The following is a 20,635-nucleotide window of genomic DNA, read 5'->3' as shown; positions in this document are numbered from 1 at the left end:
CCATGGAGCTACCGACGCCCGAGGACCTGCGCGAACGGCGCAACGAGTTGGGGCTGACACAGAGCGAGTTGGCCGACCGGGCCGACGTGTCACAGCCGCTCATCGCCAGAATCGAGGGCGGCGACGTGGACCCGCGCCTGTCGACGCTCCGGCGCATCGTCAACGCCTTGCAGGAGGCCGAGGGCGGCATCGTCCGAGCCGGGGACGTGATGAACACCCCGGTCGTCGGGGTCGCCCCCGACGACGCCGTCCACGAGGCCAAGAACCTGATGGACGACCGTGGCTACTCGCAGGTACCGGTCGTCCGCGACGGCTCCCCGCAGGGGCTCATCGGCAACTCGGACATCCGCCAGCGCGACGAGGAGAACGTCGGCGACCTCCCGGTCGCCGAGGTGATGCACGAGTCCATCGCCGTCGTCGAACCGGACGCGACCATCGACGAGGTCGACGCCTACCTCAACCACAACGCCGCCGTCATCGTCGTCGAGGGCGGCGAGACGGTCGGCGTCATCACCGAGGCCGACATCGCCGCGACGGTCAGCTAGTCAGTCCCGCAGTTCCAGCCCGCGAATCGCGACGGCTTCTTCGCCCGCCTCGACGCGGCCGACAATCCGGGCGTCATCGCTGTCTTCGACGACCGCCTCCGCGTCGTCCTCCGACATCGCCGCCACGAATCCGGTGCCCATGTTGAACGTCCGGTGCATCTCCTCGTCGTCGACGTTCCCCTCGCGCTGGACGAACCCGAAGACCGCCTGCGCGTCGAAGGGGTCGGTGACCTCGTAGCGGAACGCCCCCATGCGCGTGAGGTTCGTCCAGCCGCCGCCGGTGACGTGGGCCGCGGCGTGGGTGTCGACGGCCCGCAGCGGCCCCAGCACGTCGCTGTAGATGCGCGTCGGCGTGAGCAGCTCTTCGGCGATGCTCGCGTCGGGGTTCGGCGGGAACGGGTCGGTGTAGTCGTGGTTCCGCGTGACCGCCTCGCGGGCCAGCGTCAGGCCGTTGGAGTGGATACCCGAGGAGGGCCAGCCAACGAGGGCGTCGCCGGCCTCGGCCTCACCGGGGAAGACGGCGTCTTTCGGAGCGAGGCCGGCACAGGTCCCCGCGATGTCCAGCCCCTCGATGACATCGGGCATCACAGCCGTCTCGCCGCCGACGAGGGCGACGCCGGCCCGCTCGGCTCCCTCCCGTAGGCCCGCGCCGATGGCCTCGCTGGTCGCCTCGTCGGGAGCCTCGACGGCGAGGTAGTCGACGAAGGCGACGGGCTCGACGCCCGCCGCGACGAGGTCGTTGGCGTTCATCGCCATGCAGTCGATGCCGATGGTCGAGTAGTCGTCGACGGCCTCGGCGACCAGTAGCTTCGTCCCGACGCCGTCGGTGGCGAGCGCGAGGTACTGGTCGCCGATGTCGACCAGCCCGGCGTAGTCGCCCTCGAACTCGCCGGCCGCGCCGATGAGCGCCTTCGTCGCGGCCTCGCTCTCGCCGATGTCCACGCCCGTCTCGGCGTAGGTCAGTCCCTCCTCGTCGGCGGACTCCTCGGCGTCCGCGCCGTCGTCGGTCATACCCGAGACGGTGCGGGGCGCGGGCAAAAGAGCATCGTTCCGTCGGACGGGCGTCGGCGGACCGGTCCGGAGTCCCCCGACACGGGCGGCGAAGCCGGGCGACTCCCCGTCAGAGGACGAACAGCGCGGCGAACCCGAGCAGGATGGTCGGGACGGCGACGGCGACGTATATCGGCAGGCTCCACGCTTTCACCTTCCGGCCGTCGAGCGGGCCGAACGGGAGCATGTTGAAGCCGGCCAACAGGAGGTTTATCTGGAGGCCGCGGCTGGCGAGGTCCCAGAGGAGACCGCCGGTACCGGCGAGTATCGCCAGCACGAACGGGACGAGGAAGGCGACGGCCAACAGGACGTTCGTCACCGGGCCGGCCAGCGCGATGAGGCCGTTCTCCTTGGGGGTGATGCGCCCGCGGTGGACCACCGCCCCCGGCGCGGCGAACAGGAAGCCCACGAGCGCCCCGACGACGGCGAACCCGAGCATCCGGTAGTCCGCCCGGAAGGCAGCGACCTGACCGAACCGCACGGCGACGACCTTGTGGGCCAGTTCGTGCAGGAGGAAGCCGACGCCGACGGTCAGCAGGCTGACGACCAGCGTCTCGGCCGCGGTCGCGAGGGTCAGCCCCGCCGGCTGGCCCAACAGCAGCGACGTGAGCCGTGGCTCCAACAGGAGCGAGAACGCGACCCCGAGCGCGAGCCACGCCACGAGCAGGTCCCGTAGCTCCCGCCGGCTGAACGAGAGTTTCACGCCACCAGCCCCCAGACGAGGTCGAAGCTGTTCTGTGCGCCCTGAACCATCTGGGCGACGACCCAGCTCACGTCGCGGTCCTGCGAGGCGAGATACGGGAGCGCGACCACGGGAAAGGCGAAACTGGCGATCATGCTCCCGATGTTGGTCAGCGCCACGATGAGGATGAGCCGAAAGAGCGGGACGGCGCGCAGCCGCGCCACCACGTCCCGTATCGGCGACTCTTCGTCGGCCAGTATCTCGTTGAGCTTCCCGATGTCGCCGACGTTGACGTCGAGATAGCGCAGTTCGACGTAGCCGGCGAACCACCCCGGGGCGAGCAGCGGATTGACGCTGGTCATCCACGCGACGCCGCCGCCGACCAGCGAACTGCTCCAGTGAGCGCCGGCCAGTCGTGCGAGGCCGGCGGCCGCGACGCCGTTGACGAGGAACCACGCCCCGAAGATTTTCAGGAGGAAGGTGTCCCGGACCCCGGCCATCGCCAGCAGGACGAAGAAGGCCAGAAAGCCCAGCGAGATGGCGTAGCCGACGAGTTTGTACAGCGAGAACCGACCGCTCTCGGCCTCGCCGACCAGCGATTCCATGGGCGGCAGTTCCTCGGGGTGGTCGAGGTAGCGCTCGATGCCCTCGCGGTGGCCGGCACCGACGACGGCGACGACGTGGTAGCCGGCCTCCCGGAGCGCGACGAGGCGGTGGGCGATGAAGGCGTCGCGCTCGTCGATGAGCGCCTCGGCCCCGCCGGGCGAGAAACGCCGGAACTCCTCCATCATGGCGCTGACTACGTCGGTGTCGGTCAGCGACTCCATATCGAACTCCTCGGTCGCCTCCGCGTCGCGGGTCCGGCCGAGCCACGCGGCGACGGCGAGCGCGACCGCGACGGTGACGGCGACGCCGACGGCGACCGCGTCCAGCACCGACGCGGCGAACCCCCCCAGCGTCGCCGCGACAGCCGACGGCACCAGCACCGGACCGGCGAAGACGGTCGAGACGGCGGCAACGAAAAGGCCGACCGCGGCACCGATGCTGAGCCCGACCGACAGCGGCGGGCCGACCTCGGCCAGCAAGGAGGCGACCAGCGTCAGCTTCTCTCTGGCAGTCAGGCGCGCCCAGAACCGCTGGACGGTCGTCTGGATGTCCCGGTCGACGAGGGCGACGCCGAGGCCGAGTTCCTCGGCGGTGTCGACCGCCGCACGCATGTCCGCGCCCGGTTCGATGTCGAAGCGCTCGCCCAGCCGCGTCTGGACGTACGAGAGCAGCCAGTAGGCGAGAAACTGGAAGACGGTGTTGCCCCTGAGCAGGTCGCCGGCGTCCAAGTCGTCGGGCGTCTCGCCGCGGAACTGCTTGTACCGGCCCTCGTCGAGTTCGACCGCGACGATGTCCGGTCTCGACTCGGCTATCGTCGACTCGACAGTCTCGACGCTCTGTTCGGAGACGTGGGCGGTCCCGACCACCTCGACACGGCCGTCGCCGGAGGGGGCCGGAGGCGCGCCCGCCGTCGTCTCCGGAGGTTCGGTCATCAATCGCCATACTCGGCGGCGTCCTTTACCCTTATCGGGTCGGTACGGGCGCGCGACGCCTCGCGTCGGCCGACGAGGTCCGGTGGTGTCGGGCGGAGAGTATGATTGCCGAGCCTACACAATCCGGACCGAACGCGTCGAACCGACGTTCGAGAGCGACTAATTTACACACCCATCGAAGCGTAATCGCAGGTCGTATTCCGATTACCTCGAGGTAAGTATCTCACGTACGTCTCAGAAAGTATGATATGTACGGACCGCAACCGTAGTTGTTGAGAGATGTACGACCTGACAGGTTTCCAGCGAGATCTACTGTACGTCATCGCCGGACTCGACGAACCGCACGGGCTCGCCATCAAGGAGGAGCTAGAGGACTACTACGAGGGCGAGGTCAACCACGGCCGACTCTACCCCAACCTCGACACGCTCGTCGAGAAGGGGCTCGTCGAGAAGGGGGAACTCGACCGTCGGACCAACTTCTACACGCTGACCAAGCGCGGCGACCGAGAACTCACGGCCCGACAGGACTGGGAAGCCCAGTACGTCACCGCCTGAGCCCACGCGCCGCTGTCGACACACTCAACCGACGGGACCGCCACCTGCCGGTATGCCCGCCGTCATGGAGACGCACATGGAGAACCGGTGGTTGGTTCATCCGAACCACGCGAACAACCTCGGCACCGCACACGGGGGGCACGTCCTCAAGTGGATGGACGAACTCGGCGCGATGTCGGCGATGCGGTTCGCCGGGGAGAACTGCGTCACCGCCCGGATGAACCAAGTGAACTTCGAGCGGCCGGTGTCGGTCGGCCGGGCGGCGGTGGTACAGGCCTACGTCTACGACACCGGCGAGACGAGCGTCCGGGTCCGACTGCAGGCGGCCAGCGAGGACCCGACCACCGGCGAGCGCGAGGCGACAACGGAGTCACACGCCGTCTACGTCGCCGTCGACGCCGACGGTGACCCGCTACCGGTCCCGGACCTGACCGTCGACTCCGAGCGGGGCCGGGACCTCCGGGCGGCGGCGCTCGCGGACGCGACCGACCGCGAGACTTAATCGCGCGGCGGTCCGACGCGTGGGTATGCCACTCGACGTGCCGACGCCCGACCGCCCTGAACTCGCCGCCGGCGTCGCCGCCGCCGACTACGACGACGCCGACGTGCAGGGCGACGAGTACCGACGCGACGAACTCGCCGACGCGCTCGACGACGGGGCGTGGGCCGACGCCTTCGACCGGTGGGCCGAGACGACCGCCCTCGACTCGGACGCGTGGGCCGTCGTCACCGACCTCGACCTCCTCGCGGAGTTCGATTTCTTCTGGGACTCCTTCGCGGGACGGGTCGGCTACCACGCGCCGGGGCTCCCCGAGGACTGGCGCGAGCGGAACGTCCACCCGGACCTCGACTCGTGGGGGACCGTCTCGGCCATCAACGCCGGCCTGACCGAACTTGGACAGGAGGTCTGTGACGTGCTGGCCGAGGACTACCTCGATTGGGAGGCCGATGAAGTCGACGCGGACGACCTCCCCGACTTCTAAGGCTTCCGAGCGGCGAGAACGAACGTCTCCCGGCGGTCCTCGGCCCGGACCACGTCGAGCCCGGCGACCTCACAGAACTCGACGGCGGCCGCGGCGTCGAAGCGCTCGTCCAGCGGCGGCCCGTCCTCGCCGCGGCCGGCCCGCGTCCAGTCGGCGATTGCGACCCGCCCGCCCGACGCCAGCGCGTCGGCGACGGCGGCCATCGACGCCTCGGTGGCGAACTCGTGGAACGTCATCGTCGAGACGACCCCGTCCAGCGGTTCGCCGACCGGCATCGCCTCGACGGTCGTCGTCAGCGGGACGACGTTCTCGGGCAGCCCCTTCTCGCGGTACAGGTCGTGCATCTCGGCCTGCACATCCACGGCGTACACCCGCTCGACCGCTGCGGCCACGTCGTCCGTGTAGAAGCCGGTCCCGCTGCCGAGGTCCGCCACCGTGTCGGTCGGGTCGGGGTCGAGAAGCGCCAGCAGTTCGTCGACCGAGAGGAACTCGTAGCGCCCCGGGTCGTCCAGTTCGTCGGCCCGCTCGACGTCGAAGGTGTGAAACGCCATCGGCGACTGTACGTCGAGGACCCGTAAAACTCCGTGCCTGCAGGTGCGGTCGCTCACGGCGTCGGCGACCGGCACGCTGATTACGGGGCGTCCGCATCTACCGGTATGGTAGAGGTCGTACCACCGCGGGAACGCGAGTGCGAACGCTGCGGGCGGCGCGACGAGTGGGACGACGACCGACAGACGTGGGTCATCGTGACCGAAGACGGCGAGAAGCGCGCCGGGAACCCCCACTGCCTCCACGAGTGGGACATCAACGGCGCGTTCAATCCGCTGGCCGAGTGAGCCGCCCGACTTTTCCGAACCACTGCGTGCCGATACCAGTTGTCTCCTCGACAGTGCCGCGTGCGTGGCCGACCGGGCGACGGGGGCGGTCGGCGCGTCCGATGTCCGCGTGACTCGAATCGTCGTCCGCGTTAGCCCGCCGTCTCGTTGCCGCCCGTCGAACCGCTCGTGACGTTCTGGTTGATAGTGACTGTCGGTTCGAGCGTGACGGTCGCGGCCGTCTCGTTCTCACCGACGACCTGTCCCTCCGTCACCTGCGTGGTACCGCTGAAGGGGACCTGAATCGGGCCCTGTGCCCCGGTGGCGCTGAACTGGTAGGCGCTGTCGGCGCGGACACTGACGTTCGTGTAGCCGGCCTCGGTACCGTACTCGTCGTAGCCGGTCGTCGAGTACGGGACGGTCATCTCGAAGTCACCGTCGGCGTCGGTCTGTGCCTCCTGACGGTAGACGAACGTCTCGTTGGTCCGCGTGTTGCGCATCTGCACGGCGGCGGTCACGGTGCTGTTGGCCGGGCCGGAGCCCTCGACGGTCGCCCCGGGGACGCGCTCGAAGGTCTTCGTCCACGCGGGGTTGTTGCGGTGGAGCAGGTCAGCGCCGGCGTCGGGCATGCAGTAGGTCGTCCCGCTGATGGGCATCGACGTCTCGTTGGCCGTACAGCCCTGTGCGCCGGCCACGCGGAACCGGAGGTTGATGCCTTGGGACTGGACGAGCCGCGCCCGGTTGTGGCCGTCGGCCGCGTACGCGCTCGTCTCGCTGGAGCCGACGTAGCGGTAGTGCTCCATCGCGGGGACGCGCTCGGCCGGGTTCGTCCCGAAGCCGCCGACCTGCGAGGTGCCGTCCTGCTGGACGTACTGCCGGGCGGCGCTCATGTTCCGGAACTGCTTGATGGGGTTGCCGTCAGAGGGCGGCGCGCGGACGGTGCCGCCCTGCACCTGTCGGCGCTCCCAGTCGAGGACGATGGGCTGGGGCTCGACGGCGCTGCCGTGGAACTCGTAGAGCCTGACGACAGTGGTGTCGTAGTAGTCCTGCGTGCGGTAGTAGAACCGCTGATTGACCACTTGACCCCCCTGCGAGAGGTAGATTGAGCGGTAGTAGTCCGAGGCCGAGACGTTCGACACGCCGTAGAACCGTGGCGGCGCGAAGAACTTCCCGTCGTAGCCCGTGCCGGCGTGGACCTGCGTCATCTTCCAATCGATGGCGACGTACCGGGTCTCGGCGTCGTCCTCGTCGATGGTCGCCAACACGTCGTTGGCTTGGGTCTCGTTGGGCGCGAGCAGGAAGTTGGCGACCGAGCCGGCACCCTGCTGGAACGGGTTCGCGTTGGGGATGCGCTCGGCGCGGGTGGTAATCCAGTGCCCGTAGTCCCACCACGACAACACGCCGTACTCGCCGGTCTGGTAGTCGTAGTTGTCCTGTACCGGGTACGTGCCGTAGTAGTCGAGCGAGCGGCCGTCGCCGGTGCCGTAGCCCCCGACTTCGGGCGTGTTGGACTCCATCCACTGGAGGTTCTCGTCCCAGCCTTGGATGCCCTGTCCGGGGTCGGCGCGGTCCCCGTACTGCATCGCCGTCGGGGTGACGAACACCAGCGGCGCGACGACCACCAAGAGGAGGCCGGCGACGGTCATGACCTGATAGGCCTGCACGCCGTCGTCGGGCGAGAGGTCTATCCAGTCGACGAGTCGGGCGACGACGTGACCGGTCAGCACGGCGACCGGGAAGACGAGGTAGACGGCGAACCGGACCTGCGTGAACGACGCGGCGAGGATGAACACGCCCCAGACGACCACGAGGAAGCGCTCGCTGTCCGTCTCGTCGCGGAAGAACTGCTCGGCGAGTATCAACAGCGCGCCGACGACGGCAACGAACAGCGCGAAGCCGTGCTGGCGGAACAGCCGGCCGGGGTCCCTGAGGGGCTGAGCCTCGCCGACGGAGGTCAGCGTCGCGGACGGGCTACTGGTGAACCCGACGACCCGGAGGATGTTGTCGACGAAGTAGCCGAACAGGTCCGGCGTCAGCACCGCCAGCAGGACGCTGCCGACGACGATGATTCCCCCGACCGTCACCGGGTAGAGGTTCCGGTCGACGGACTCGGACTCCATGTAGCGGGCCAGCCACGCCATGAAGACGCAGCCGCCAGCGACGACCAGCGAGAGGAGCGGCTGGAGCAGCGAGTGGTCGGTCGCCGTGATTTCGAGGGTCTGGATGGTCGCAAAGGAGAAGACGGCGACCGAGCCCAGCGTGAGCGCGCCGGCGATTGCCGTGTGCTCCGGGCTGTCGCCCTGCAGGAACTCGAAGACGAGCCGCAGGAGGAAGAAGACGCCGAGGATACCCAGCAGGAGGACGCCGGGCGGCCACGTCCAGAGGTACAGCGCGATGCTGAAGCCAGCCAACACCGACCAGACGACGGTGTCCCGGAGGGCGTCGACGTCCCGGTCGAGGAACTGCTCGTAGACGGGCTTGTCGCGCTCGGCGACGGAGAGCGTGACCATCACGCCGAGTATCGCGAGGACTTGGAAGAACGCCTCGGCGACGTGGTGGTCGAAGGTCCCGACGAGGCTGCGCTGGAGGAACATCCCGGCCGAGAGCGCGAGGACGACGACGGCCGTCACGCCACCGAGGCGGTCACCGAGTCGGCGACCGATGAAGTACGTCGGGACGGCCGCGAGCGTCCCGAAGACGACGGGCATGAACAGCGCGACCATCGCTATCGTCTGGTCGCTTGGCGACCCCAAGCCGACGACGAGGGCGACGGTGGCGGCTATCTGGTCGAACAGCGTCCCGAACTGGCCGGAGGCGGTCCCGTTCGGGAAGTACGTCCACGGGTCGAACGGCATCGTCGCCGGCCAGTTGCGCACGGCGTATACCGTCGACCGGTAGTGGTACCACGGGTCGTTCCCGCTGAACAGCACCTCGCCGTCGACGATGAAGTTCTCCCAGTTCCGCGCGCGGTTCCACAGCATGAACCCGAGCGCCGCGAGCAGTATCGGGATATGATACCACTGGCGGACCCAGTCCAGGGCGGACTCGAGTTCGGGGTTGTCGTCGAAATAGCCCCGCGATTGACTCATTGGCCGAAAGGACTGCCATCGTGCGCATAAGCCTTTTGACCTCCGGACGCAGCCTGAATGGCGCGTCGGCGGCGTAGGCGATGGAAACGCCTAACAGCGCCCGTCTCGCACGAGCGGGTATGCGCGTCTCGGTCGTCCTCTGTACGCACACGATGGAGCGCTACGGCGACTGCCGCGAGGCGGCCGAGAGCGTCCTCGCACAGTCGTACGACGACGTGGAGTTGGTCTTGGTCTCGGACGGGAACGAGACCGTCTACGAGCGCTACGAGGCCGACTTCGGCGACCGCGAGGGCGTCCTGACACACTGCAACGACGAGAACGTGGGCTTGCTGGAGAGCCGCAACAACGGGGCCGAAGTCGCCAGTGGCGACGTGGTGGCGTTTCTCGACGACGACGCCGTCGCCGACGAGCGGTGGGTCGAGCGCCTCGTCGACGCCTACGAGACCGAGGACACGCTCGCCGTCGGCGGCCGGATGACGCCGGCGTGGGTCGCGGGTAAGCCCGCGTTTCTCCCCGCGGAGTTCTACTGGCTCGTCGGCGTCACCCACCGCGGCTTCGGCCCCGACGGCGACCCCGACGAGGCCGGCGTCGTCCGCAACACCTTCGGTTCGAACATCTCCTTCGACCGCGAGACGTTCCTCGAACTCGGGGGTTTCGAGGACGACATCGGCGGCCGGCAGGGCGAGAAGAACCTCCAAGGCGGCGAGACGGAACTGTGTGCCCGCCTGCGTAGCGAGTACGGCTCGGGCGTCTACTACGTCCCGGAGGCCACCGTCGCCCACAAGATATTCGACTACCGCACCGACCCGGGGTGGCTCGTCGACCGAGCGTTCTGGCAGGGCTACTCCAAGCGCGGGATGGAGGTGTTCGTGCCCGAGTCCACCGGCGAGGAGTCGGCCTTCCTCGGGGACCTCCTGTTCTCGTACGTCCCGGACCGGGTGCGGGGGCTCGTCGCCGCGCCCTCGCTCGCGGCCGTTCTGCAACTGTGTTTCCTGTTCGTCCTGACGGGGGCCGTCGGCGTCGGCTACCTCTACGGGATGTCCGTGTGGGGGTGACCCGATGGGCGAGTCTCTCCCGGACGTCTGCGTGGTCACGCACCCGCTGGCGGCCGCCGGCGAGAACGCCACCCGGAGCCTGCTCGACGTCCTCGGGGCGATTACGGGCGTCGCCCTCGTCACCGCCGACCTGCCGGCCGACTCCGAGATACGCGACCGGCGGGAACTGGTCGAACTCACCCGGAAAGGCGCGGGCGATTCCGTGCCCGTCGCGGCCGCCCGTTTCCTGCTGAACCAACTCCGGATGTGTCGCGTCCTCGCCGACAGAGAGGAGGACGTGGTGCTGTTCTACGGGGCCACGTCCTATCTCCTGCCGATACTCGCGGCCCGCCTGCTCGGGAAGACGGTGCTGGTCGAGCCCCGCGGCGACGTGCCCCTGACGCTGCGGCTCAACTGGGAGCAGCAACTGCCGGACCAAGTGGCGCGGTTCCTCGCGGGACTCGTCCGCGCGCTCGAACGCGCCGGGTTCGCCGCGGCCGACGGCGTGGTCACCTACACCCCCGCGATGGCCCGGCAGTTGGCCCTCCATCCCGAGGCCCCGGACGTGTACCCCACCGGCGCGCGCTACGTCCGCACCGACGAGTTCGCCGTCGAGCGGCCCTACGACGAGCGCGAGCGGGTCGTGGGGTTTCTGGGTCGCCTCGACGAGGAGAAGGGCGTCCGCGAACTCGCCGCAGCCGCGCGGGACCTGCCCGCGGACGTGACCTTCCGCTTCGTCGGCGACGGCGACCTCCGGGGGTGGCTGGAGGACGAACTCGCCGCCGAAATCGAGGCCGGGCGGGTGGAACTCACCGGTTGGGTCGACCACGACGACGTGCCAGCGCAGTTGAACGACCTCGCCCTGCTCGTACTCCCCTCCCAGCCGACCGAGGGCCTGCCGACGACGATACTGGAGGCGCTGGCCTGCGGGACGCCGGTGCTGGCCGCGCCGGTGTCGGGCGTCCCCGACGTGGTCCGGGACGGCGAGACCGGGTTCCTGCTGGAGGGGCGCGACCCCGAGACGCTCCGGACGACGATAGCGTCGGTGCTGGACCGCGACGACCGCGCCGACATCAGCGCGAACGGCCGCGCCCTGATAGCGTCGGAGTACAGCTTCGAGGCGGCCTGCGAGCGCTACCGCGGAATTCTGAACGCGGTCGGGCGCTGACGCCGTTACAGGCGGTTCTCCGCGCCCGTCGAGCGCCGGGAAGTCAGGGAACGGGACACCCGCTCTCCCACGTGACCCGTCCCCCGACCCGGTTCGTGCAGCCCGACGTTTTAATTGGGACACACTTCTGGGCGGACGTATGACGGGACTTCGACGGCCGTTGTTTCGTGAACCGGATGGACGGCGAAAGGGCCTCCTCTTCGGGCTCTTCTCGCTCGTCTGCATCCTCGGGTGGGTGTATTTCGGCGTCGTACTCGACAGCTCTCACATCATGCTCTTTCTGGGTGTCGCGTTCGCGTTCTCCGGGTTCGCCGAATCCCTGCCCCCGGACCGACAGCGTTCAGCAGGAGTGTTGCGAATACTCGGCATCGGTATCCTCGTCGTCTTGATTGTTCTCATCGTATTGATGCCAGAGTTAATCCTCGGCTGAGTGAGAGCAGTCGGATTTGACAAGTATACATGGAGATACCCGCGACTCGCGTGGTAGAATGTACACATCTACCGAACAGGCCGTTCCTTGGAGCGGACGTGCGTCTTAGCGAACGGCTTCTCGGACAGGTCGGGACTCGAGCAGTACAGGCAGAATACGTACCAATCCCGCGTGAGAACGGCGCACAATGGGTTGGTTCGGGGCCCTGAACTCCGATTCGCGGCCGCCGTCTTCGGTGTGCTAGTCAGCGGTCTCGGCGGATATAGCTACTATCGCGACGGTCCTCTCGCTCCCACAGTTCGTGTCGGACCTCCTCGGCGGAGCCGCCGGACTGGCGTTCGTCGGGCTGTTCCTGTACTGGGCATACCGCCAAGAGACCGAGACGGACCAGTGATTCGAGCATCGTTCCAGCGGGTACAGACACACGGGCGGTGACGGGCCGCGGAGCACCGGACGGGGACTCTCTGAACCGGTGACTACTCCTGATAGCCGAGTCGCCGGAGCCGCTCTTTCACGTCCTCGTCCATGTCGGGGCGTTCCACGTCGGTATCGGCCGTCTTCCGGATGACCTCGTAGTGGCGGTCCAGTTTCTTTCGGAGGCGGCGCTCCTGCTCGGGGTGGGCGTCGATGACGTTCTCCCGTTCCTCGGGGTCCTCCGCGAGGTGGTACAGTTCGTCGGGCCGGTCGCCGTAGGCGATGAGCTTCCAGTCGGGTTCGCGGACGACGCGGTGTTCGCCGTCGTCGTTGCGCCACCCGCCGAAGACCTCCTCGCGGGGCCACTCCTCGCCGGCGACGAGCCGCCGGAGGCTGTGACCGTGCCAGTTGTCGGGCACGTCGAGGCCGGCGGCGTCGACCAGCGTGGCCGGCAGGTCCTCCAAGGCGACGAGGTCGTCGTACGCGCCGTCGTCGTCCAGCCCCGTCACCGTCAGCGGGACGTGGGTCTTCACGTCGTAGGGCGTCGCGTCGCTGAAGTAGCCCCGTTCGAGGAAGTGGTCGCCGTGGTCGGCGGTGATGGCCGCGAGGTAGTCCTCGCCCCACTGGGCCTCGACGGCGTCGAACAGGCGGCCGACCTCGGCGTCGTTGAACAGGATTTCGGCGTCGTAGAGGTCGATGAACTGCTGGTACTCCTCGTCGGTGACGCTCTCGGGCTCCTCGATGAACTTCCGCCGGAGCTTGATAGACTCGCGGTCGCTGATGACGTCGTCCCGGAGTTCGCGCTGGTACTCGGCGGGCGGGAGGAACGGGTGGTGCACGTCCATGTAGTGGACCCAGAGAAACGTCGGCGAGTCGTCGTCGTCGGCCTCCAGAAATTCTATCGCGCGGTCGGTTATCTCGTCGGCGGGGACGTGGTAGGAGCCGACGTTCAGGCCGCCCTCGGACTCCAGTAGGTCGTAGCCCCACTGGAGGAGGCCGTAGACCGGCGTCCCTTCGAGGTTGGTCTTGGCCCAGCGGCGGGCCTTGGCGAGCGTCGACTGGTCGGGGGCGGAGTCGAAGAAGTCGTCCCACCCTCTGCCGTAGCCGAACTGCGAGGAGAGATAGAGGTTCGAGTGGTAGCCGGCGGTGCGGTAGCCGGCCGACTGGAACGCCTCGGAGACGATGGTCTGGCGCTCGGAGACGCGCTCGTGGCCGCCGTACATCAGCGGCGTGACGCCCGTGAGAATCGACGGGAACGCGAACGGCGTCGCTCCGGCCGGGGCGTGGGTCCGCATGAAGCGGCTGCCCTCGCCGGCGATGCGGTCGATGTTCGGCGTCACGTCCCGCTCGTAGCCGTGGTACCCGACGTGGTCGGCCCGCAGGGAGTCGATAGTGACGAGGAGGACGTTGTCCATGCGACTCGGTGTGCTCCTGCCGGCCGTAAAGTTTGGTATTCAGACCGGGGCGAGCGCGGCCGCCTTCGCCCGGACCCGGCCGGAGAGCGCCAGCAGGACGGTCCCGTAGACGACGGCCCCGATGCCGACTAGCATGAGCGTCCCCACGCGGCGGAAGGGGACGACCGGACGGGCCAGCAGGACGACCGCGCCCATCGCGGCGGCGGCGACGACCTCGGCACCGATTTCCCGGACCGGGATACTCGGCCGGCCGATGGCGGCGGTCAGCGAGCGGTACCCGAGGACCGCCCGGAGCGTCGCCGCCAGCACCGTCCCGACGGCCGCGCCGAGCCAGCCGAACTGCCAGACGAGCACGACGTTCAGGACGACGTTGGTGACGATGAACGCCGTGTTGACGCGGTAGGCCTCCCGCGGCCGGTCGACGGCGTTGAGGACGTTGAGGAACTGCGAGGCGTACACGTCCGCCGCGTACGCGAGTACGAGGACGACCAGAATCAGCTGTCCCTCCCCGAACGAGGGGCGGTAGAACTGGAGGACCCGCTCGCCGACGACGAGCGCCCCGACGAACCCGGGGATGACGAACACCCCGCTGAACACCAGCCCCTCGTCGAGGACGTGCTTGATGTACTCGTGGTCGCCGTCCTCGGCGAGTTCGCTCACCTCGGGGAACAGCGTCCGCCGGATGGAGAGGCTCACCATCCCGAGCAGCGACGCGATGCCCCACGCCGCCTCGTAGATGCCGATGAGTCCGGCCGTGACGAAAAACGAGAGGACGAGGGTGTCGACCCAGCCGAACACCTGCGTCTGGAGCGAACTCATCCACGCGTAACGGGCGTACTCGACGACGCGGCGTATCTGCCGGCGCGAGGGGAGCGCCAGCCCGACACCGCCGGTGACGAGGCCGACCAGCGCCGCGACGAACAGCGCCGCGGCGTGGCTGACGATGAGCGCGGAGACGCCGAAGCTCAGCAGGACGACGGCGACTTGAACGAGCGAGCGGCCGACGCGCTCGGCGGCAGCGAGGCCGCCGGCCCACGCGACCCGTTTCGACCCCTCCAGTCCTTCCTTGACCGCCTCGAAGGTCACGCTCCCGACGACGAGCGCAGCCATCTCGGCGTTGTACCGGGTCAGGATTCGCAGGAACTCCACGTCCGAGCCCGGTGCGGCGGCGGCCGCGAGTTCGCCCGCGGCGAAGATTCCGCCCCCGAGAACGACGGCCAGCGTCCCGTTCAGTAGGAGGCCGACGCTGAAGTAGCTCTCGGGGTCCTCGCCCTCACTCATCCGCTTTCGGACGCTGGTCCCCACCGCGCCGGCGGGGATGGAGAGCCAGAAGATGCCCAGTCCGACCGCGACGGCGTACCGGCCCAGCGCCGCCTCGCCCAGCAGGTACGCGATGGCCCACGTGACGGCGAAGCCCGAGCCCGAGATGACGACCTGCGAGACGAAGTGCAACACCGTCGTCTTCCCCAACCGCATCGTCACCGCTCACTCCTCATGGGTGTGGGTCCGGGTCGCGCTACAAGAAGCTTTCCAGCCGCCGGTCCGTCAGATTTCCATGTACCCCAGCGCCTCCAACTGCTCGCGGTCCACGTCGCCGTCGGGGTCCCGGAGCTCCTCGGGGTCGTTCTCGAAGACGGCGTCGGGAATCTCGGCCTCGAACTCGTCGAGTACGTCCGGGTGGTCGGCGGCGACGGAGGACTGCTCGCCGGGGTCGGCGGCGAGGTCGTACAGCGCGTCCTCGGCGTCGGTGTGGATGTACTTCCAGCCGTCCCAGCGGCCGGCGACGACCTGCGTCGGGAGGTGTTGCGAGCCGACCGCGACGACCCGGCGCTCGTCGCCCGACAGCAGCGGTTCGCCCAGAAACGGCAAGCCGTCCACGTCGACGCCGTGGCGGTCGCAGATGGTCGGGGCCACGTCGAGCAGTTCCCGCTGTTCGGTCACCACCGACGACTCCGTCTCGGGCGTCCGCAGGAACAGCGGGACCCGCAGGAGTTCGTCGTAGGGGAGGTTGCGGTGGAAGTAGTAGCCGTGCTCGCGGAACTCCTCGCCGTGGTCGCTCGTGAACACGACGTTCGTGTCCTCGAACCGCCCCTGTTCCTCCAAGGCGTCGACGAGGCGGGCGATGTGTTCCGAGCAGTACCGCAGGTCCGAGTCGTAGAGGTCACAGAGCAGTTCGTGTTCGTCGTCGGTGACGCTCTCGGGGCGCGTGCCGGCCTTCTTCATCAGTGCCTTGATTTCGGCCTCGTCGAGCGGCCCGTCGAGGTACTCGGGGTCGGTGTCGTGGACGCCGTAGGGCCGGTGCCCCTCCATGTAGTGCAGCCAGAGGAAGAAGTCGTCGTCCGGACCGTCCTCGAACCACTCGATTGCGGCGTCGGTGACGTGTTCGGCGGCGGTGTAGCCGAGGTACTCGAAGCGCTTGCCGGGCAGGCGCGTCCGGAGCGCGTCGTAGGTCCGCTGGACCCGGTCGTACAGCGGCCCCGACACCCGCAACAGCGCCGGCCCGACGTGCTGTCTGGCGAACGTGTCGAACCGCTCGGCGATGGTCTCGTCGTCGGCGTCGTCCTCGTCGCCGCCGTCGCCCTCGTGGTAGCCGTCCCGGCCGAAGTCGACGTACTCGTCGAAGACCAACTCCCCGGCGGCGTTGGCGAACCCGGTCCGGGTCCCGATACAGGCGCTCTCGACGCCCGCGTCGCCCAGTACCGAGGCGATAGTCGGCAGCTCCTCCAGCCGGTCGTAGGCGAGGTACCGCGAGGTGTGCAGCGACGGCACCGAGATGCGCGTGTACGGGCCGTTGGCGTAGGCCTCGTCGAACCGGACGCCGTCGTCGAACAGCCGGTCGAGGACCGGCATCGTGTCCCGGTCGTGGCCGTACTGGCCGAGCCGGTCCGCCCGGAGCGCGTCGACGGTGACGAGAATCGTGCCCATATGGGGGCACCGACACGGCAGCGGCCATTACCTCTTACGTTTCGGCCACACCGCCGCGTCACTCGGCGACGAACTCGTGGTACCACGCGACGTAGGTCAGCGCCTTCCACAGCGTCATGCCGTGGTCGGCGTCGCCGGCGCGGTGGGCCCGGCGCAGTTCGAACACCGCGTCGGCGTCGAGATACGGCGCGGCACCGACCTTGGGCTCGGTGAGCCACCCGTCGATGGCCGCGTGGTCCCGGCGGAACCACTCGCTGACCGGCACGTCGAACCCGTGTTTGTCCCGGTCGAGGATGCGACGGGGCACCGCGTCCGCGACGGCGTCGACGAGCACCTGCTTGTAGCCCGCCAGCTTGTACTCGCTGGGGACGCTGTGGGCGTATTCGACGAGTTCGTGGTCCAGAAACGGGACCCGCGCCTCCAGCGACGCGGCCATGCTCGCGCGGTCGACCTTGTACAGCAGGTCGTCGGGGAGCCAGTAGCCGATGTCGTAGGCGGTCAGCCGCTGGAGCGTGTCGTCCCGGGCGTGGTCGAAGGCCGCGTCGACCTTCGCGGTCAGGCCGCTTTCAGCCGGGTCGCCGTCGGTTTCGAGGTAGCGCTCGGGGCGCTCGTCGCTGTACCGGCGGGCCGATTCGAGGACCGCCGTCCGGTCGTCGCGCAGGCTCGCGGCGTACCGGAGGTAGCGGCGGCCGACCGGGGCCCGCTCGGCGACCGCGCCGACCCCGTCGAAGGCCGGGCCGGGGACGTGGCGGGCGTACCGCCGGTGGGCCGGAATCCGGCGGTGGCGGTGATAGCCGGCGAACAGTTCGTCGGCCCCCTCGCCGGTGAGGACGCACTTCACCTCGTCGGCGGCGTACCGCGAGAGCAGCATCGTCGGGAGCGCGGCGGCGTCGGCCAGCGGCTCGCCGTAGTGGGCCACGAGGTCCGAGAACACGTCCATGTCGTCCAAATCGACGGTCAGTTCGTGGTGGTCGGTCCCGAAGTGGTCCGCGACGAAGCGGGCCTCCTCGCTCTCGTCGGCCGCCGCCTGTGCGAACCCGACGGAGAAGGTCTTGAGGTCGCCGTCGTAGCGGTCGTTGGCGAGGCCGACCACGGCCGAGGAGTCCAGCCCGCCCGAGAGGAACGCGCCGACCGGCACGTCGGCCATCAGGCGGCGCTCGACCGACCGTTCGAGGAGGTCTCGCACGCGGTCGGCGACGGCACTCGCGCTCCCGGTCACGTCCCGCGGCGTCAGCGACCAGTAGCGCCGGCGGTCGACGCCGTCGTCGGTCACGGTCAGCGAGGTGCCGGGTTCGACCTTCTCGACGGCCGACAGCGGCGTCTCCGGGCCGGGCGTGTACCGGACCGAGAAGAAGTTCGTCACCGCGTCGCGGTCGACGGTCCGGTCGACGCCGGCCCGCAGGAGCGGGCGCAGTTCGCTGGCCCACGCCAGCCCGCCGTCGAGGTCGGCGACGTACAGCGGCTTGATGCCCAGTCGGTCGCGGGCGAGAAACAGCGTCCCGTCGGTCTCGTCCCAGACCGCGAAGGCGAACATCCCGTTGAGCCGCTCGGGGAGCCCCCGTCCCCACTCCTCCCAGCCGTGGACCAGCACCTCGGTGTCGCTGTCGGTGGTGAAGCGGTGGCCGGCGGCCTCCAGTTCGGCCCGGAGCCCGTCGCGGTTGTATATCTCGCCGTTGAACGTCACCGCGACCGTCCCGTCCTCGTTGTAGATGGGCTGGCTCCCGCCCGCGAGGTCCACGATGGAGAGGCGGCGCATCCCCATCATCATCCCGGCGCGCTCGTCGACGTGCCGGCCGGCCTCGTCCGGGCCGCGGTGCCGGATGCAGGCCAGCATCTCGTCCAGCCGGTCGGTGTCGACCCAGCCGTGGACCCCGGCGATGCCACACATACCCCGCCCTACAGCGGTCGCCGTTTAGGGCTTTCCGCTTCGCGCAACGGGGCGCGAGCGGGTGGCGCGCTCGCGCGGCGTCAGCGCCCGGCCAGTTCCGCGTACAGCGTCCCGAGTTCGTCGGTGATAGCCGCCCAACTGTGGTTCGCCTCGACGTACGCGCGCGAGCGCTCGCTCAGTTCCGCGTGCGTCCCGTCGGTGGCCGCCTCGGCGATTCGCTCCCGGAGCGCGTCGGGGTCGCCCTTCGGGACGACGAAGCCGGCGTCGCTGTCCCGGACGACGGTCGCCACGCCGCCCGAGTCCGTCGCCACCACCGGGAGGCCGACGGCCATCGCTTCGAGCAAGGCGTTGGGCACGCCCTCCTCGCCGACGGATGGCTGGACGTAGACCCGCCCCTGCTGGAGGTAGTCGACGACCGCCTCCGGGTCGACCATGCCGGGAAAGGTCGCGTCGACGCCGCAGTCGGCGGCCAGCGACTCGAAGCGCTCGCGCTCGGGGCCGTCCCCGACGGCGACGAGGCGGCGGTCGGTCCCCTCCAGCGCGCGAATCAGCACGTCGACGCCCTTCCACTCCTCCATCCGGCCGACGAAGACGACGGCGTCCCCGTCGGCCCGCCCGTCGGGCAGGTCCACGCCGTTGCCCAGCACCCGGAGGTCCCGCGGGTCGAACTCCCGCTCGACGTCGTCGCGTATCTCCGCGGACTGGACCAAGACGGTCGTGTCGGCGAGGACGGTGTCGATGAGCCAGCGCTTCCCCGGCGTGTCCTTCATGAAGTAGTAGTCGCCGCCGCGAATCCACGCGAAGTACGGCAGGCCTCGCAGGCGCTGGACGACGGTGCCGACGAAGCCCGTCGGATACACCATCATGCAGTGACAGACGTCGAACTCGCCGGCCTCCCGCGCCAGCGCCAGCGTGGCGAAGACGACGAAGGTGAGCGTCGAGACGAACGGCGAGACGGCGAGCGTCGGCACCCGCCTGACCGCGAACTCGAAGCGGTCGTCGTCCGGGTTCGACGCGCCGTAGTCCTTCGTGTAGACGGTCACCTCGTGGCCGCGGGCCTGCAGCTCGCGGGCCATTCGTCGCGTCTGGGTCTCGGTGCCGCCGATGACGTTGGGCGGGAACTCCTTGACGAGGAGGGCGACGTTCATTCCCACGCGACGGCCGCCGTGTCGACGCTCTCGTGGTCCCACACGAGGTCGAAGTAGCGTTTCATCCCGGCGACGAAGGAGCCGTTGTCTGTCAGAGCGGCCTGTCGCATGTGGTTCGGCACGTCCGGCTCCTCGACCAGCAGGATTGCCTCGCCGCTGTCGTAGTCCATGCTCGGGTCGACCAAGGTCCCACGCCACGGCAGCTTCTCGGGGCTGAACCGGACGCCGACCTCGGGGAACTCCTCGCGGAGCCGGTCGACGATGTCGCGCTGGACGGCAGCTTTCTCCGGCGGCAGGGCGTCGGGATGCAGGAAGAGCACGTCCGCGTCCACGCCCCGGTCGACGGCGTCGGCGAGCGCCCCCGCCACGCCGTCGAGGTACGCGAAGCTGTTGGTGATGACCCGCAGCGTCCCCTCGGCGGCGTCGTACAGCCGCCGCGTCTCGCGCTCGCTCGGGTCGCCCACGTCGACGACGTGGAACAGCTCCGCCGTCGGCGAGATGTCCTCGCCGGCCCGCTCGTAGCGCGGTTCGTACTCCGCGAGGAACGCCTCGCGCCTGTCGTCGAGTTCCTCGGCGAAGCGCTCGTAGGACTGGCGCTCGTTCTCGACGGCGCGGTCGAGCAGTTCGTCGGGCGCTTTGGGCTGGTACTGCTTGGGCCGGCCCGGAATCACCTTGACGAACCCGCGGTCGGCGAGGGCGTCGAGGACGCCGTAGATGCGCGCCTTCGGGACGCCCGTCGCCTCCGCGAGGTTCGGGGCCGTCGTCCGACCGAGCGACAGCAGCTCCTCCAGCGCCGTCTGCTCGTACTCGGTCAGCCCGACCAGTTCGAACACGTCGGACGGGTCGCTCATACACGCCCTTGGCTCGCCGTGACGTAAAAAACGCGCCGGAGCGTCCCGGGAGCGCGGGCGGCCCGCCGACCCGTGCGAACCGACGGCGCGACACCCGGTCGTCGC

The 20,635-nt window shown here is 69.2% G+C and carries 19 protein-coding genes; 8 read left to right on the top strand and 11 right to left on the bottom strand.

Going from position 1 to position 20,635, the window contains the following annotated elements; all coding sequences use genetic code 11:
• Nucleotides 1-2 precede the first annotated feature (2 nt).
• Entirely contained in the window at nucleotides 3-545 is a 543-nt protein-coding gene (locus tag ACV7JO_RS04750; protein ID WP_470355197.1) for a CBS domain-containing protein, read from the top strand.
• On the opposite strand, the gene purM is transcribed toward ACV7JO_RS04750, so the two are convergent.
• The 3 genes from purM to ACV7JO_RS04735 form a co-directional block, all read right to left on the bottom strand.
• On the bottom strand, nucleotides 546-1,556 hold the full coding sequence (gene purM, locus ACV7JO_RS04745) for a phosphoribosylformylglycinamidine cyclo-ligase (RefSeq protein WP_470355196.1): 1,011 nt from the start codon (nucleotides 1,554-1,556) through the stop codon (nucleotides 546-548).
• A gap of 109 nt (nucleotides 1,557-1,665) precedes the next feature.
• Nucleotides 1,666-2,298, bottom strand: a complete 633-nt coding sequence (locus ACV7JO_RS04740; RefSeq protein WP_470355195.1) for a site-2 protease family protein — start codon at nucleotides 2,296-2,298, stop codon at nucleotides 1,666-1,668.
• Nucleotides 2,295-3,815 (bottom strand): TraB/GumN family protein, encoded by a 1,521-nt coding sequence (locus tag ACV7JO_RS04735; protein ID WP_470355194.1) that lies wholly within the window; start codon nucleotides 3,813-3,815, stop codon nucleotides 2,295-2,297. The genes ACV7JO_RS04740 and ACV7JO_RS04735 overlap by 4 nt, the downstream gene beginning before the upstream one ends.
• Before the next feature lie 279 nt (nucleotides 3,816-4,094).
• Between ACV7JO_RS04735 and ACV7JO_RS04730 the strand changes: the two genes are divergently transcribed.
• Genes ACV7JO_RS04730 through ACV7JO_RS04720 form a run of 3 tightly spaced genes read left to right on the top strand, consistent with a single transcriptional unit; the run spans nucleotide 4,095 to nucleotide 5,353 of the window.
• Nucleotides 4,095-4,370, top strand: coding sequence for a PadR family transcriptional regulator (locus ACV7JO_RS04730; protein WP_470355193.1), 276 nt, complete (start codon nucleotides 4,095-4,097; stop codon nucleotides 4,368-4,370).
• A gap of 52 nt (nucleotides 4,371-4,422) precedes the next feature.
• Nucleotides 4,423-4,872: an acyl-CoA thioesterase gene (locus ACV7JO_RS04725; protein WP_470355192.1), complete on the top strand. Its 450-nt coding sequence runs from the start codon at nucleotides 4,423-4,425 to the stop codon at nucleotides 4,870-4,872.
• Between the two features lie 25 nt (nucleotides 4,873-4,897).
• Nucleotides 4,898-5,353: a DUF7992 family protein gene (locus tag ACV7JO_RS04720; protein WP_470355191.1), complete on the top strand. Its 456-nt coding sequence runs from the start codon at nucleotides 4,898-4,900 to the stop codon at nucleotides 5,351-5,353.
• Here the strand turns inward: ACV7JO_RS04720 and ACV7JO_RS04715 are convergent.
• Nucleotides 5,350-5,904, bottom strand: coding sequence for a class I SAM-dependent methyltransferase (locus ACV7JO_RS04715; RefSeq protein WP_470355190.1), 555 nt, complete (start codon nucleotides 5,902-5,904; stop codon nucleotides 5,350-5,352). The genes ACV7JO_RS04720 and ACV7JO_RS04715 overlap by 4 nt on opposite strands.
• Before the next feature lie 105 nt (nucleotides 5,905-6,009).
• Here ACV7JO_RS04715 and ACV7JO_RS04710 point away from each other — a divergent pair, with 105 nt between their 5' ends.
• Nucleotides 6,010-6,189 (top strand): HEWD family protein, encoded by a 180-nt coding sequence (locus ACV7JO_RS04710; RefSeq protein WP_470355189.1) that lies wholly within the window; start codon nucleotides 6,010-6,012, stop codon nucleotides 6,187-6,189.
• A gap of 131 nt (nucleotides 6,190-6,320) precedes the next feature.
• On the opposite strand, the gene ACV7JO_RS04705 is transcribed toward ACV7JO_RS04710, so the two are convergent.
• A complete protein-coding gene (locus tag ACV7JO_RS04705) occupies nucleotides 6,321-9,257 on the bottom strand; it encodes an oligosaccharyl transferase, archaeosortase A system-associated (protein WP_470355188.1) in 2,937 nt (978 codons plus the stop codon).
• A gap of 119 nt (nucleotides 9,258-9,376) precedes the next feature.
• Here ACV7JO_RS04705 and aglG point away from each other — a divergent pair, with 119 nt between their 5' ends.
• The 3 genes from aglG (at nucleotide 9,377) to ACV7JO_RS04690 (ending at nucleotide 11,889) form a co-directional block, all read left to right on the top strand.
• The gene (gene aglG / locus ACV7JO_RS04700; RefSeq protein ID WP_470355187.1) at nucleotides 9,377-10,312 is read left to right on the top strand and encodes a glucosyl-dolichyl phosphate glucuronosyltransferase; all 936 of its coding nucleotides are present in this window, start codon (nucleotides 9,377-9,379) and stop codon (nucleotides 10,310-10,312) included.
• Between the two features lie 4 nt (nucleotides 10,313-10,316).
• Entirely contained in the window at nucleotides 10,317-11,459 is a 1,143-nt protein-coding gene (locus tag ACV7JO_RS04695; RefSeq protein ID WP_470355186.1) for a glycosyltransferase family 4 protein, read from the top strand.
• Between the two features lie 139 nt (nucleotides 11,460-11,598).
• Nucleotides 11,599-11,889 carry a DUF8011 family protein gene (locus tag ACV7JO_RS04690; RefSeq protein ID WP_470355185.1) on the top strand — a complete coding sequence of 97 codons (291 nt, stop codon included), beginning with the start codon at nucleotides 11,599-11,601 and terminating at the stop codon, nucleotides 11,887-11,889.
• A 476-nt stretch (nucleotides 11,890-12,365) separates the two neighbouring features.
• On the opposite strand, the gene ACV7JO_RS04685 is transcribed toward ACV7JO_RS04690, so the two are convergent.
• From ACV7JO_RS04685 to ACV7JO_RS04660, 6 genes are all read right to left on the bottom strand, one after another.
• Complete coding sequence (locus ACV7JO_RS04685; RefSeq protein ID WP_470355184.1) at nucleotides 12,366-13,718, bottom strand: sulfatase; 1,353 nt, start codon at nucleotides 13,716-13,718, stop codon at nucleotides 12,366-12,368.
• Between the two features lie 39 nt (nucleotides 13,719-13,757).
• Nucleotides 13,758-15,194, bottom strand: a complete 1,437-nt coding sequence (locus ACV7JO_RS04680) for a lipopolysaccharide biosynthesis protein (RefSeq protein ID WP_470355752.1) — start codon at nucleotides 15,192-15,194, stop codon at nucleotides 13,758-13,760.
• Between the two features lie 69 nt (nucleotides 15,195-15,263).
• A complete protein-coding gene (locus ACV7JO_RS04675) occupies nucleotides 15,264-16,643 on the bottom strand; it encodes a sulfatase (protein WP_470355183.1) in 1,380 nt (459 codons plus the stop codon).
• 58 nt (nucleotides 16,644-16,701) lie between these two features.
• Nucleotides 16,702-18,531 carry an asparagine synthase (glutamine-hydrolyzing) gene (gene asnB / locus ACV7JO_RS04670; protein ID WP_470355182.1) on the bottom strand — a complete coding sequence of 610 codons (1,830 nt, stop codon included), beginning with the start codon at nucleotides 18,529-18,531 and terminating at the stop codon, nucleotides 16,702-16,704.
• An 80-nt stretch (nucleotides 18,532-18,611) separates the two neighbouring features.
• Nucleotides 18,612-19,679 (bottom strand): glycosyltransferase family 4 protein, encoded by a 1,068-nt coding sequence (locus tag ACV7JO_RS04665; protein ID WP_470355181.1) that lies wholly within the window; start codon nucleotides 19,677-19,679, stop codon nucleotides 18,612-18,614.
• The gene (locus ACV7JO_RS04660; RefSeq protein WP_470355180.1) at nucleotides 19,676-20,530 is read right to left on the bottom strand and encodes a TrmB family transcriptional regulator; all 855 of its coding nucleotides are present in this window, start codon (nucleotides 20,528-20,530) and stop codon (nucleotides 19,676-19,678) included. Before ACV7JO_RS04660 ends, ACV7JO_RS04665 begins: the two co-directional genes overlap by 4 nt.
• Between the last annotated feature and the right edge of the window lie 105 nt (nucleotides 20,531-20,635).

The sequence above is a fragment of the Haloarcula sp. MBLA0138 genome (genome assembly GCF_055632455.1).
Note: the sequence above shows the minus strand (reverse complement) of the source record. Positions and strands in the feature narration are given on the sequence as shown.

Bases quoted from the DNA above. Each gene is read 5' to 3' on its own strand.
- ACV7JO_RS04750 (WP_470355197.1), top strand. From the start codon at position 3: ATGGAGCTACCGACGCCCGAGGACCTGCGCGAACGGCGCAACGAGTTG.
- purM (WP_470355196.1), bottom strand. From the start codon at position 1,556: ATGACCGACGACGGCGCGGACGCCGAGGAGTCCGCCGACGAGGAGGGA.
- ACV7JO_RS04735 (WP_470355194.1), bottom strand. From the start codon at position 3,815: ATGACCGAACCTCCGGAGACGACGGCGGGCGCGCCTCCGGCCCCCTCC.
- ACV7JO_RS04730 (WP_470355193.1), top strand. From the start codon at position 4,095: ATGTACGACCTGACAGGTTTCCAGCGAGATCTACTGTACGTCATCGCC.
- ACV7JO_RS04725 (WP_470355192.1), top strand. From the start codon at position 4,423: ATGCCCGCCGTCATGGAGACGCACATGGAGAACCGGTGGTTGGTTCAT.
- ACV7JO_RS04720 (WP_470355191.1), top strand. From the start codon at position 4,898: ATGCCACTCGACGTGCCGACGCCCGACCGCCCTGAACTCGCCGCCGGC.
- ACV7JO_RS04715 (WP_470355190.1), bottom strand. From the start codon at position 5,904: ATGGCGTTTCACACCTTCGACGTCGAGCGGGCCGACGAACTGGACGAC.
- ACV7JO_RS04710 (WP_470355189.1), top strand. From the start codon at position 6,010: ATGGTAGAGGTCGTACCACCGCGGGAACGCGAGTGCGAACGCTGCGGG.
- ACV7JO_RS04705 (WP_470355188.1), bottom strand. From the start codon at position 9,257: ATGAGTCAATCGCGGGGCTATTTCGACGACAACCCCGAACTCGAGTCC.
- aglG (WP_470355187.1), top strand. From the start codon at position 9,377: ATGCGCGTCTCGGTCGTCCTCTGTACGCACACGATGGAGCGCTACGGC.
- ACV7JO_RS04695 (WP_470355186.1), top strand. From the start codon at position 10,317: ATGGGCGAGTCTCTCCCGGACGTCTGCGTGGTCACGCACCCGCTGGCG.
- ACV7JO_RS04690 (WP_470355185.1), top strand. From the start codon at position 11,599: ATGACGGGACTTCGACGGCCGTTGTTTCGTGAACCGGATGGACGGCGA.
- ACV7JO_RS04685 (WP_470355184.1), bottom strand. From the start codon at position 13,718: ATGGACAACGTCCTCCTCGTCACTATCGACTCCCTGCGGGCCGACCAC.
- ACV7JO_RS04680 (WP_470355752.1), bottom strand. From the start codon at position 15,194: ATGCGGTTGGGGAAGACGACGGTGTTGCACTTCGTCTCGCAGGTCGTC.
- ACV7JO_RS04675 (WP_470355183.1), bottom strand. From the start codon at position 16,643: ATGGGCACGATTCTCGTCACCGTCGACGCGCTCCGGGCGGACCGGCTC.
- asnB (WP_470355182.1), bottom strand. From the start codon at position 18,531: ATGTGTGGCATCGCCGGGGTCCACGGCTGGGTCGACACCGACCGGCTG.
- ACV7JO_RS04665 (WP_470355181.1), bottom strand. From the start codon at position 19,679: ATGAACGTCGCCCTCCTCGTCAAGGAGTTCCCGCCCAACGTCATCGGC.
- ACV7JO_RS04660 (WP_470355180.1), bottom strand. From the start codon at position 20,530: ATGAGCGACCCGTCCGACGTGTTCGAACTGGTCGGGCTGACCGAGTAC.